Raw genomic sequence first — 12,598 nt, forward strand, 5'->3', positions numbered from 1 at the left:
TGAAAATTACAACGTATTTTACTTGAATAAAAGAGGCTGAGACATAATACTACAATTCCCTTAAACAGCATGCTTTCCTGGGGCATGGCCGGAGCCTGTAGTCTCCTAAAGCCCAACTCGTATTTTCAATACGATAGTTGGACTTACAAAGAAGCTCAGGCTTCTTTGTTCATGAGGAAGAGCCCCGGCTTGCATAGCTTGTTAATTTGCTACGCAAATTTCTTTGCCGGGGCCCCGCCCTCTGAGTCAGCTGTTTTGAGAATTGTATGAAATAAAGCTTAAATGTTCTATTTCACGACTTATGTCCCAGACTCTTGGTTCACTCAATACATTTTACGAAAACTAAGGTGGAAAGGAGTAAAATATTTGATTTAAGTATTTAAATCACTATTGGTATTTCATTATTGTTTCAAAAAATTGTCATATGGTATTACGCAAGAAAGATTAAAAAATAAGCTAGCTAATGTGTAGAGACATTAGTTAGCAAGCTGTTGGTAAACATATAGTTGAACTTGCTTAACGGGAGTTCAATATGTTCTATACTTTCCACCTAATGGTTTCAACAAAAATGGATGGGTGTTTTATATTTACATAATACACCATTCATTTATAAATGTAAACAATATTTATTTTATATTACAGATCACGAATAAAAAAAAACATAAATATTAAAAAAAGAGCTCGGGCATGCACCCAAACTCTTATAGCTCTAATTAACCACGTAATGTAGCACCATTATTTTCAAGTGCTTCTAGAATACCATTATGCACTTGCGTAACTTGTTCTTCAGTAAGTGTTTCTTCTTTATTTAAGTAAGATAATCGTATCGCTACAGACCTCTTACCTTCTTCCATATGTTCACCTTGATAAACATCGAAGACAAGCGCATCTTGAAGGATATCTTTGCCATTATCTTTAATAATTTTAACTAGTTCTGCACCTTCTACATCACGATCAACCACTAAAGCAATGTCACGAGTTACGCCTGGGAATTTAGGAATAGGTTCATAATTAATATAGCCTACAGATGTTTCCATAAGTTTATCGTAATTGATTTCAAAGACATACGTACGTTTTAAGTCGTAATCTTTTTGTACACTTGGGTGTAACTCACCGATAAATCCTACTACATCGCCGTCTAATAAAATTTCAGCTGTACGTCCTGGATGCAAGCCATCAATATGAGCTTTTTGATAATCGAATGTTAGATCGAGCTTTTCAGCTACACGCTCTACAACACCTTTTACTAAGAAGAAATCAACTTCTTCTTTCTTTTGTTGCCATAGATTTGACACATACTCACCCGTCATAATACCACTTAGATATTCGACTTCGTCCGGCAATTGGCCTTTTCCATTACTGAAAAATACGCGACCAATTTCATAAAGCATGACGTCATGATTCTTACGTGCCACGTTATAACTTGCAGCATCAATTAAATGAGGTAATAAACTTTGACGTAACGTAGAATGCGCTTCACTCATTGGCATTAGTAGCTGTGTTGTATCTTTATCAGACATACTAAAATCTTTAGCACGCGCTTCGTCAACGAGTGCATATGTCATCGCTTGATTTAAACCAGCACCCTCCATCGTTTGCTTAACAAGACGTGTCTTCATTTGACGGTCAGTTAAACTACCAGATGTAACATCTTCAAAGACAGGTAACGTTGACGGGATTTCATCGTAACCGTAAATACGTGCAACTTCTTCAATTAAGTCAGCATGGATGGTAATATCACGACGTCTTGAAGGGACATGAATCTTAACAGCGTCCCCTTCAGCTTTCTCAGCTTTAAATCCTAACTGTAGAAACACATCGATGATATCTTGATCATTTAAATTTAAGCCAATTGTATCGTTAACCTTCTTAGGCGTAATTTCAATCGTCTTCGTTAACGCACCTAATGAACCATCTGACACACGCGCTTTAAGGACCTTACCGCTTGCATACGTTTCTAATAAATAACAAGCACGGTCTACCGCTTCATCAACAAACTCTAAAGCTAAGCCCTTTTCAAAACGACTCGAAGATTCACTGCGTAGGTTTAAACGACGTGACGTATGACGGATTGATACAGCGTCGAAGATAGCACCTTCAATTACGACATTTGTAGTTTGGTTTGTCACCTCTGAAAAGTCTCCACCCATTACGCCTGCTAATGCGATAGGTTCTTGTCCATTAGTAATTACTAAATCAGAAGTCAATAACGTTCTTTCTTTATCATCTAAAGTTGTCATCGTTTCATTATCACGAGCTTGACGTACGACAATTTCTTTCGAACCGATTTGATCTTGATCGAACATATGAAGAGGTTGACCGTATTCAAGCATTACGTAATTCGAGATATCTACGACATTATTAATCGGACGAATGCCAGCTTTCATTAAGCGCGCTTGCATCCACATAGGTGATGGTGCCACTTCTACATTTTTAACGACACGCGCACTATAATAAGGAACCTTGTCTTGAGCTTCGATACTTACTGATAATTCTTCAGAAGCCTGTTCATCTAATTCGTTAGATTGAGTTTCAGGCTTATGAACCTCTGTTTGATAAAGTGCTGCGGTTTCGTAAGCTGTACCGATCATACTTAAAGCATCTGCACGGTTAGGTGTTAAATCAAACTCCATCACTTGGTCATTTAAATATAATGCATCTAAAGCATTCGTTCCAGGTTCAACTTCTGTAGGAAATACGAAGATACCTTCTTCTGCTTCTTTAGGAACAACGTTCGAATTTAGACCAATTTCTTGTAAAGAACAGATCATACCTTCTGATACTTCACCACGTATTTTAGCACGCTTGATTTTAATGCCACCTGGCAAGCGACCACCTACTGTCGCTACGATAACATGTTGCCCTTGATCAATATTTTTGGCACCACAAACGATTTGAACTGGCGCCTCTTCACCAATATTCACTTTACAAATACTTAGCTTATCGGCGTCAGGGTGTAGAGATTTTTCTTCTACATAACCTACCACTAAATTTTTAATCCCTTGTGAAAAGTCATGTAAAGCATCTACCTCAATTCCTGAACGTGTGATACGCTCTGCTAATGCTTCAGTTGTTACATCTATTTCAACATATTGTTCTAACCACTCTTTAGATACGAGCATTTTCGTCACCTCTATCTTCTACTGATTTAAATTGTTCTAAGAATCGTACATCGTTCGTATAGAAATGTCTGATGTCTTCAATGCCATACTTCAACATAGCAATACGGTCAGGACCCATACCGAACGCAAAGCCAGTATATTTATTTGAATCAAAGCCTGCCATTTCTAACACATTAGGGTGAACCATGCCTGATCCTAAGATTTCAATCCAACCTGATTGTTTACAAACGTTACAACCTTCTCCGCCACACTTGAAGCAAGATACGTCCACTTCAACAGACGGTTCAGTAAATGGGAAGTAGCTAGGACGTAATCTGATTTCACGTTCTTCGCCAAATAACGCTTTAGCAACGAGTTCTAACGTACCTTTAAGATCACTCATCTTGATATTTTCAGCTACGACAAGTCCTTCAATTTGAGTAAACTGATGACTGTGCGTCGCATCATCTGAATCACGGCGGTAAACTTTACCTGGGCAAATGATCTTAACCGGGCCTTTACCTTTTTTCTTTTCAAGTGTGCGTGCTTGAACAGGTGATGTATGTGTACGCATTAAAATTTCATCTTCAATGTAAAAGCTATCTTGCATATCACGTGCTGGATGTGATTTCGGTAGGTTTAAAGCTTCGAAGTTATAATAATCTTGTTCGACCTCATAACCATTTACAATTTCATATCCTAAACCTAGGAATAAATCTTCAATTTCTTCAATCGTGCGCGTTAAAGGATGTTTCGCACCGAGTTTAATTTGACGGCCTGGTAACGTTACGTCGATTGACTCAGCTTCTAATTGCTTATTAAGACGTTCAGTTTCAAGAACCTCTTGTCTTTCCGCAATTTCCTTTTCAATTTGTTGACGTACTTCGTTCACTTTTTGACCATAAGCAGGCTTTTCCTCTTTAGGAAGGTCTTTCATATGTTTCATTAAGCCTGTTACAGATCCTTTTTTACCTAAATATTTAACCTTAACATCTTGTAAAGCCTTTTCATCGGCCGCTTCGTTAATATCAATATGTGCTTGTTGCACAATTTTTGACATGACTTCTGTTTGTTCCATTTGTATCCTCCTTTAAATACAAAAAGACCTCCGCCCTGTAATAGGGACGAAGGTCTTCCGTGGTACCACCCAAATTTATGCATACGCATACACTTTTAATTTATTGATAACGGATGATGACATCCGACTTAAATTTCTTTAAGTAGCTAAAAAGGTGAACCAATCTAGCCCAGTAGGAATAACTTTCAGTCTCGGTTATTCTCCCTTGTCTACTTTGTTGCTAGTTGTCTTCTTTTTCTTCGCTAATATTCAAATTACAAATTTATTATAAATGAATCTAACATGAACGGTCAACCTCTTAAGTGATACATTAAGATCCCTGCTGCAATCGAAACATTTAAACTTTCTGCTCGACCATAAATCGGCACCGTTAAGTTTTGCGTAGTCTCCTTAAGAAGGTCTTTCGAAACGCCCTCGCCCTCATTACCAAGAATTAAACAAAAACGTTCTGAAATTTCAACGTCCTTGTAAGGAACGGCGTCTTCAAGCGCAGTACCATATACTGGACCGTCAAAATCTTGAATAAACGTTAATAAGTCCTCATTAACAATCGGAATGTGAAAGACACTACCTTGACTCGCACGTAAAACTTTATCTTGGTAAGGATCAACCGTACCTCGAGAAATAACGATTAAATCATACCCAGCCGCGTCAGCTGTACGAATCATTGTACCTAGGTTTCCTGGATCTTGAACACGGTCTACAAGGAGTACGCGGTTTTTATCAGCGACCTCGTACGTCGGTTTTTGAATAACCGCAAATACGCCTTGAGGTGTCACGGTGTCAGACAATGCTTCTGCGATATCTAAATTTATTTCGTACACTTCTTGAGCTTTATGTATGATGTCTTCATGAATTAAATCTTCGCGTACGACAAATAGTTGCTCAATTTCGATTTGATTTTGAAAAGCTTCTACAATAAGGTGAACGCCTTCTAAGAGTACTTTACCTTCAGCATCTCTCACTTTTTTGCGCTTTAATTTGTTTGCATTTTTAATTTTTACATTTTGTTTTGAAGTGATACTTAGCAAGATATACCCCTCAATTCTTTATTCGACTTACTTAAAATGTACCATAAAAAAACTGAGTCACAAATGCGATATACATTCACGACCCAGATTAAAAATCATACATTAAACACATTACATTATACGTAGATGATATTATTTAGAAATAACTTCTTCACCTTTATAAGAACCACAGTTCTTACATACACGGTGAGATAATTTTAATTCGCCGCAGTTTGAACATTCTACCATACCTGGTACTGATAATTTAAAGTGCGTACGGCGTTTGTTTTTTCTTGTCTTAGACGTTCTTCTCTTTGGTACTGCCATGATTAATCCTCCTTATATTCAAATACATACGTTATTGCTTTTTATCATATAACTGTTGTAATTTCTGAAGCCTTGGATCGACTTTCTCTTCGACTTGTTCGTCTTCAGATTTATCTTCCAATTGATCTTCGTCAATAACTTCCCAACCATTACCTTCACGTAACATTTTGTCGCTATTTTCAGAGAAAACGCGCATTGGCTTTTCTAAAATAACAAGCTCTTCAGCGATGTCACGTAGATTTATCATGCCATCAGTCGCAAGATGATAATGCTCATCTTCTTCATTCTCATATTCACCTTCTAAATCAAACACTTCAGTTGTAGATTCTGTAAAAGGGACTTCCACAGGTTCAAGCGTTCTTGCACATGCCATTGTATAAACACCACGTACAGTCATATCCGCTACAACTTCGTTTGATTTAACAGTGAGTTGACCTTCAATTTGAATGTCTGATAAATCGATTAAATTAAGTTGTTCAATTAAATGATCGAATTGAACAGTTTGATTAAATTCAAACGGTTGCCCTTTGAATTTTCTTAATTGTGTTATTGACCACTTCATTATGGCTTCACCTCTAACAAGCACAAAATTTATTTTAACTTTCTAAGTCCAAGTTGTCAAGATTTTTTCTTAACATCTTATCTTCTGTTACAATACTCATGATGAGACTTGAAGGGACAGATTGCAAATGAAAAGTGTTGCACTAATCACAGAATATAATCCTTTTCACAATGGACATGAACGACATGCGATTCAATCAAAATTTAAGACCCAAAGTGACGTTACGATAGCTATCATGAGCGGTCATTTCGTCATGCGCGGGGAGCCCGCTATATTCAACAAATTCACTCGCGCTAAAATGGCATTATCTACCGTTGATCTAGTAGTAGAATTACCTTTAATTGGCGCTTTATCGTCAAGCGAAATTTTCGCTGAGATGGGTGTCAAAGTAGCGGATTATATGGGCTGTGAACATTTATCATTCGGTAGCGAGTCCGGTGACTTAGAGGATTTTTCAAGGGGGATGCAAGCACTGAACCAAATTGAGCAATCTGACCAATTTAAAGCAGAAATTAAAAAGGGTAAGTCGTATGCGCGTATTGTAAGTGAACTGCTTGATAATCCTGATATCGTCACCCACCCTAACAACATTCTTGGGCTATCCTACATGAAGGCGATTTCGCGTTTCGCGCCCCATATTAGCCCGCACACGATTAAGCGTACGGGTGCCAATCACCATGACGAGAACCTTACTTCTTCTTCCAAACTTGCGAGTGGCTCTGCTATCCGAAAAGCCCTTTCGAAGCACGAAGACATTAGTCCATTCGTACCTAAAGAAGTACGCGCGTTATATCAAACTCAAACGTTAACTTGGGATGACTGCTTTCCATATTTGAAGTATCAAATTGAAGCACAATCTTCGGACGCTTTAAAACAGATTTATACAATGTCTGAAGGATTAGAAAATCGGCTTAAATCGACCATTCATGATAGTGATGCGTTTGAATCGTTTATGAATGGTCTTAAAACTAAGCGTTACACGCATACGCATTTACAACGTGTGCTTACGAATGTCTTGCTTAACTTTAAATATGAGGATGTTAAACGTGACGTTCAAGGCGTTCGTATACTTGCCATGAATGACACAGGTCGAGCATATTTAAAGCATTTAAAAGCAACTTATCCTGACCGCAACTTTGAAACAAATACCAATAAAAAAAATCAAGCTTTATTTCAGCACGAGATTAAAGCGACGCGGATCTATAATCTTATTTCAGGTCAAAGAGACACGGACTTTAATACGCCGGTGATTAGGACGTGAATTAAAAAATACGGGCACTAAGCCTCATAGCTTAATCGCCCGTCCATATCTTATCTCTTATTAAATTTCTTAAACAATGCATCTTCTACATGTTTAGGAACAAATTCCGAAATATCGGCATCGTATTGCGCTACTTCTTTAACAACACTTGAACTGATAAATGAATAGTCTGTACGTGTCATCATATAAAATGTTTCGACTTTGTCATTAAGTTTACGGTTCATTGAAGTAAGTCTTAGTTCGTATTCAAAGTCACTGACAGCACGTAATCCTCTGATAATCGTATCGGCACCAATAACTTCACAGAAATCAACAAGCAATCCATTATATTGATGCACTTTAACATTAGTCATGCCTTTGATACTTTCATGAATGAGCGCAATACGTTCATCAGCTGTGAACGTACCTGTTTTATTACTGTTTCTTAAAACACAAACGTGAATTTCATCAAATCGTTGAGCACTTCGTTCTATAATATCTAAGTGACCATACGTAATTGGATCAAAACTACCTGGTATTACTGCTTTCGTGTTAGACATGTCTTTCTCCTTTTTCTAATAACATTGTTTCAGTTTGACCATATTGATAACGACGAATTTCTTGGAAATTACCTATATCAATTGATTCCTTTTGCTTAAACTCACACACGATAATACCACTTTTTTTCAATAAATCAAATGCGTCAATTTTTTTTAAAGCTTTATCAATTAACCTTTTTTGATATGGTGGGTCTAGAAAGATTAAATCAAATTGAATCTCACGCTTATGAAGAGCTTTTAAAGCGCGGTCCGCATTTGCTTTATAAACTTCGCAATTTGTAATACCTAAATGACGTAAGTTCCCTTCAATAACCTTAACTGCTTTAATGTTCTGGTCAACGAAGATCACTTTATCCATACCTCGCGATAAGGCCTCTATACCAAGACCACCGCTTCCAGCGAATAAATCGAGCCCGAGCCCATCAAATTCGTATAAGCTATTAAATATGCCCTCTTTAACTTTATCCATCGTTGGACGTGTATTGCGACCATCTAATGTTTCTAATAACTTACTTTTATGTTCACCTGCGATAACACGCATCGTATCAAACACTTCCAATCTAATGTTATATTTAATATAATTCTTACTGAAATTAAAGGAGGTTAAACATGAAACAATCGTTTATAGTTCTTGGTGAAGGTTTAACGGATTTATATGAGTTCAAAGCCTTACTTGAATACAATCATGAACGCATTTCTAAGGTAGTTTGCTTTCATACACCTAATTCACCAAACAAGAAGTCTTCAGCAGCAATCGTTATGAACCCAACTGAAGGTCAATATTTCCAAGGGATTTACATCATGATTAATGCATTTAATTACCCATACCCTGAGTCAAACAAGAAGTACGACATGATTTCATCATGGGCTCAATCTAATGGTGTTAAAGTATACGAAATAGACGTTAAACCACCTGAAGACTATCACGAACTACCATTATTTTTTAATTACCTGACTAATGTTCTGCGCTTACAAAGCTGGATCCCACCACTTATTTAAAGATAATTTGGTTTCGTCTCTTTAGAGTACGTTTGCTTTAAATTTTTATAAGACGATCCTTCAATGTGTTTAACATATTTTAAGCGCATTAATTTATGAACAATAGTATCTACTTCATCTTGGTTAACGTAAATAGATAAGTATTTTTTTTGTTTATTGATATAGTTAATGTGACCATATTTTCTGAGTTGACGTTCATGTTTCATATTTTTTAGGAACACAATTAAATTTTCACGTTGCACTAATTTCATAAATATCACTCCATTGACTTAAATCTATATCAACTTTTAAAATCATGCAAGCCTATAATGTAAAAACTTTATATACAAGACATTCTTTGATATTATCCAAATGAATAGACTTCAAGGGGGATATTAAGTTGGCTAAATTTCCGAAATACTTACTTGGCGCAAGTGCGGTAACATCACTTGTTACTGCAGGCATTTACATATTTAAGAATTTGAATCGTGAAACGACTTCAACCCATACACCTCAGTTCTTTAAACATGAGGAAATCCCTTATGTGCTTGCGCATAAAGGCGGTTCTGTATTACGCCCTGAAAATACGAAACTTGCTTTTGATAACGCATTCTACTACAACATGCTTGGATGCATAGTTGGCGTGCGCTTAACTAAAGACGAGGTTCCGATTGTTTACGACGAAGCTTTACTTGATATTCACACAAATGGCTCAGGTTATGTCTCAGAGCACACTTACGATGAAATTGTTAAGCTCGATGCTGGCTATCATTTTAAAGATATCAATGGACACACACCATTTAGAAATAACCCCGACGCGAAGATTTTATCATTAGAAACATTGCTAACGCTATATCCTAAAATGTTATTTATATTAAATATTAAAGATAATCCAGAAACATATTTAGGAAGTATCGCGCCGACTAAAATTTATGACATCATTCAAGCAACTGAAAGCTCAAACCGTGTGTGCGTGACGAGTCCATTTGAAAAGCAAATCAACCGCTTCAATTTATATCGTAACGACGACACAGCATTTATGTTAGGACGCAATGAAGCTAAGAAGGTGTTACTACAATATGGCAGCAACCCTAAATTAGCTGAAGAAAGCCAAGTTCAAGCATTAATGCTACCTACTGAATTAAGACAATCCACATCACTACTTAAGAGCTTTATTAAATGGTTAAATAAACAAAGCATCATTACATGCGCTATGGACGTTAATAATCTTGATTTAATGAACGACTTAATACAATACGGTGTTCACACAATCGTGACGAACCGACCAGACATCGGCAATCAATTCTTAAATCGTTAGCTTTTGAAAAGCCCTTTCAATACAAAAACCCTAAAGTCAACTCTACATTAGAGTTTTGACCTTAGGGTTATTTTTATGAACTACATTGACAGCTGCCGCCTGTACTACAGCCACCACCAACATCAGTACGGAAGAATGGATTACCCGCTTCAACCTTAATATGATCTGATATGGCTTTTGAAAGAATCACGAGAACTTCATCAATTAAATCTTGAAGCTTCGTTTCATGTTGTCTAAACGCCACCACACTCGGATGCATTTCATATTCACGCTTTAACTTACGTGTTTCTATCATAGTATTGAAGTAATCCGGATGATAATTACCGAATCGCATGACTTCATCGTATTTCTCTTTCTTTCGAATGAAAGCTTGATACTTATTCGTAGCCTCAACATCTTCTTCCATCGTTGATTTGGCTTTTAAATAAGCATGATATATATCAGATTGCTTAATTTTATGAGCTAAGTCTTCGACATCATCTAATATAGAAAAAACAGCTTCATTATATATCAATGATATCACCTCTTTTTAAGATTCTCTTTTTAGGAAAAGTAATGTATAGTAATGGTCTTTAATTTCGCCACCCATTTCACTATACTTAGAGTTTAACATACGTGAACGGTGAGAATCTGAATTAAGCCAATTATGAACGACTGATGGCACGTCATTAAATCCATAACCAACATTAAGACCTAATTGATCATAACGAATTTCATTGCGGTCAAGCTCTCGTCTCAGGGCATCTTCAGTGAATTCTGTTTGATCCTCAGTTAAGGCGTTGTATAAGTTAACTTCAGCAATATCGCCGAGCTCATTACTTATTTTAAGCGGTTTAATGCCCTTAATCTTACGCATTTCATTCGTAATTTCATAAAGTGTCATTAACTGATTCGCATTCTGTGAATAAGGTACGCTATCAGCCTCTTCTTTCGCGTCTTCACTGTCTTCTTTATTGGTATAAGGTTCGAATGTTGCTAGTGCCTCTGCATCCAAATACCTTACAGCTAGAATTTTATGCGTTTCTTGATCACTGTACACTTGAGCGTACGTATCTTTATATTGAATAAGTGTTTGTGTCTTTAAATCTTCATCCGATAATTCAATTTCTTTCGATTCATCTTGGTCTTTGATTTCTACTTCAGGATTGATATACGCATGTTCGAAAACTTTAGATGCATTGCCTCTTACTTTAAAAGGATGAACCTGCGCCTTCTTACCGGTCGCATAGACGGATTTGATGGAATCCTTTTTAGTAGTTACAAGATAGTACGTATCTTTACCTCTAAATACGTATTGCTTAAAGCCATTCTTATAAGGATAAGAACGTTCAGCTTGACCATATTTTTGAGTGAGATGACTTAATGGCTTTCCTATCCAAGTTCCAACACCCTTCTCTAATTTCTTATTTTCATACTTAGGTTCTTTTTGTTTATAAGCATGATTTGAAGCGTCGTTTTGTTTAGGATTCTCAAGCACGTCGAATTTTAATTTAGGTGAATAAAACAAATAAATCACAAATATAGCCATTAACACGACACCAATTATTTTAATTACTAAATTCCTCAAATCGTTATCCTCCTTTCGTTAACTTTATTAAATGTTTCAAAAACGATTGCATTAAACCTTAATCATCTATTAAAATATAATAAAACTATATACCGTTCAACAGACCTAGAGGTGTCTTCTATGAAATTATTATTTAATAAGACGACGCTTAAATTGTTAAGCTTAGTCACCCTATTGATGCTATTTGGTTACTTTATACTGCCATTAGTACTTCCAATACTGCTTTCATTATGCTGTGCGTTACTGTTGTATCCAATCGTAGTCGCGTTAAATAAGCATATTCCGAATTACCCACTCAATGTAACCATTGTGTTTACTTCATTTATCGTGATACTTGTGCTCTTAATTTGGCTGACAATCACACAATTAATCAATATTATTTATCGATTCGTTGAAACCTTGCCGAGTAAAATTAATACACTAATTGATATTTGGAATGATTTAAGTGACCGTTTTGAAAATAATGTCCCTACAGTTATTCAAAATTCTATCAATTTAGAAGTAAATAAGTTTTTAACGAACCTAAAACACGCATTTATTGATATTTTAAGTTTCGAGAACGTGACGTCGTTTATGAGTGCATTACATGAATTCATCATTGCGTTAGTCGTCTTCTTAGTAGGGCTTTTCCTATTCTTAATCGAGATTCCTAAAATTAAACTTATCGCGCAAGATAAGCTTCAAAAAGAGACTTATGCGCGTATGGTTCAAATGTATTATAAAGTTAAGAATGCTTCTTTAGGATTAATTCGAGCTGCAATTATCCTAAGCTTTATCACATGGATTTGGACCTTTATCGGTTTGAAAATTATAGGTATACCTTCGGCGTTTATATTAAGTATCGTGATTTGTATTAT

The 12,598-nt window shown here is 36.3% G+C and carries 14 protein-coding genes; 4 read left to right on the forward strand and 10 right to left on the reverse strand.

The annotated features are described in order from the left end of the window. Positions 1-713 precede the first annotated feature (713 nt). The 5 genes from pheT to A33S_RS0104235 form a co-directional block, all read right to left on the reverse strand. Positions 714-3,122: a phenylalanine--tRNA ligase subunit beta gene (gene pheT, locus A33S_RS0104215; RefSeq protein ID WP_017176594.1), complete on the reverse strand. Its 2,409-nt coding sequence runs from the start codon at positions 3,120-3,122 to the stop codon at positions 714-716. Then, positions 3,109-4,179 (reverse strand): phenylalanine--tRNA ligase subunit alpha, encoded by a 1,071-nt coding sequence (pheS, locus tag A33S_RS0104220; RefSeq protein WP_009384473.1) that lies wholly within the window; start codon positions 4,177-4,179, stop codon positions 3,109-3,111. Before pheS ends, pheT begins: the two co-directional genes overlap by 14 nt. 290 nt (positions 4,180-4,469) lie before the next feature. Further along, on the reverse strand, positions 4,470-5,210 hold the full coding sequence (locus A33S_RS0104225; protein WP_009384472.1) for a TrmH family RNA methyltransferase: 741 nt from the start codon (positions 5,208-5,210) through the stop codon (positions 4,470-4,472). A gap of 132 nt (positions 5,211-5,342) precedes the next feature. After that, on the reverse strand, positions 5,343-5,516 hold the full coding sequence (gene rpmF, locus A33S_RS0104230) for a 50S ribosomal protein L32 (RefSeq protein WP_009384471.1): 174 nt from the start codon (positions 5,514-5,516) through the stop codon (positions 5,343-5,345). A gap of 31 nt (positions 5,517-5,547) precedes the next feature. Further along, entirely contained in the window at positions 5,548-6,078 is a 531-nt protein-coding gene (locus A33S_RS0104235) for a YceD family protein (protein ID WP_009384469.1), read from the reverse strand. A gap of 127 nt (positions 6,079-6,205) precedes the next feature. Between A33S_RS0104235 and A33S_RS0104240 the strand changes: the two genes are divergently transcribed. Then, complete coding sequence (locus tag A33S_RS0104240; RefSeq protein WP_009384467.1) at positions 6,206-7,339, forward strand: nucleotidyltransferase; 1,134 nt, start codon at positions 6,206-6,208, stop codon at positions 7,337-7,339. Between the two features lie 50 nt (positions 7,340-7,389). Here the strand turns inward: A33S_RS0104240 and coaD are convergent, their stop codons facing one another. Both coaD and rsmD read right to left on the reverse strand, forming a co-directional pair. Further along, positions 7,390-7,878: a pantetheine-phosphate adenylyltransferase gene (gene coaD / locus A33S_RS0104245; protein ID WP_017176596.1), complete on the reverse strand. Its 489-nt coding sequence runs from the start codon at positions 7,876-7,878 to the stop codon at positions 7,390-7,392. After that, on the reverse strand, positions 7,871-8,419 hold the full coding sequence (rsmD, locus tag A33S_RS0104250; protein WP_017176597.1) for a 16S rRNA (guanine(966)-N(2))-methyltransferase RsmD: 549 nt from the start codon (positions 8,417-8,419) through the stop codon (positions 7,871-7,873). Before rsmD ends, coaD begins: the two co-directional genes overlap by 8 nt. Before the next feature lie 68 nt (positions 8,420-8,487). On the opposite strand from rsmD, the gene A33S_RS0104255 reads away from it, so the two are divergent. After that, entirely contained in the window at positions 8,488-8,877 is a 390-nt protein-coding gene (locus A33S_RS0104255; RefSeq protein WP_009384461.1) for a DUF7147 family protein, read from the forward strand. On the opposite strand, the gene A33S_RS0104260 is transcribed toward A33S_RS0104255, so the two are convergent. Beyond that, on the reverse strand, positions 8,874-9,128 hold the full coding sequence (locus tag A33S_RS0104260; RefSeq protein WP_017176598.1) for a YlbG family protein: 255 nt from the start codon (positions 9,126-9,128) through the stop codon (positions 8,874-8,876). The two genes, A33S_RS0104255 and A33S_RS0104260, sit on opposite strands and share 4 nt — an antisense overlap. A 128-nt stretch (positions 9,129-9,256) precedes the next feature. Here A33S_RS0104260 and A33S_RS0104265 point away from each other — a divergent pair, with 128 nt between their 5' ends. Next, positions 9,257-10,174, forward strand: a complete 918-nt coding sequence (locus tag A33S_RS0104265; RefSeq protein ID WP_009384458.1) for a glycerophosphodiester phosphodiesterase family protein — start codon at positions 9,257-9,259, stop codon at positions 10,172-10,174. Between the two features lie 73 nt (positions 10,175-10,247). Here the strand turns inward: A33S_RS0104265 and A33S_RS0104270 are convergent, their stop codons facing one another. Then, positions 10,248-10,685, reverse strand: a complete 438-nt coding sequence (locus A33S_RS0104270; RefSeq protein WP_026048959.1) for a YlbF/YmcA family competence regulator — start codon at positions 10,683-10,685, stop codon at positions 10,248-10,250. A gap of 18 nt (positions 10,686-10,703) precedes the next feature. Continuing rightward, the gene (locus A33S_RS0104275) at positions 10,704-11,741 is read right to left on the reverse strand and encodes a CAP-associated domain-containing protein (RefSeq protein ID WP_009384454.1); all 1,038 of its coding nucleotides are present in this window, start codon (positions 11,739-11,741) and stop codon (positions 10,704-10,706) included. 120 nt (positions 11,742-11,861) lie between these two features. On the opposite strand from A33S_RS0104275, the gene A33S_RS11595 reads away from it, so the two are divergent. Next, positions 11,862-12,598, forward strand: a 737-nt coding sequence (locus A33S_RS11595) for an AI-2E family transporter (protein ID WP_017176599.1), incomplete at its 3' end; no start/stop codon positions are given.

It is taken from the genome of Staphylococcus massiliensis CCUG 55927 (assembly GCF_000298075.1).
Lineage (GTDB): Bacteria > Bacillota > Bacilli > Staphylococcales > Staphylococcaceae > Staphylococcus > Staphylococcus massiliensis.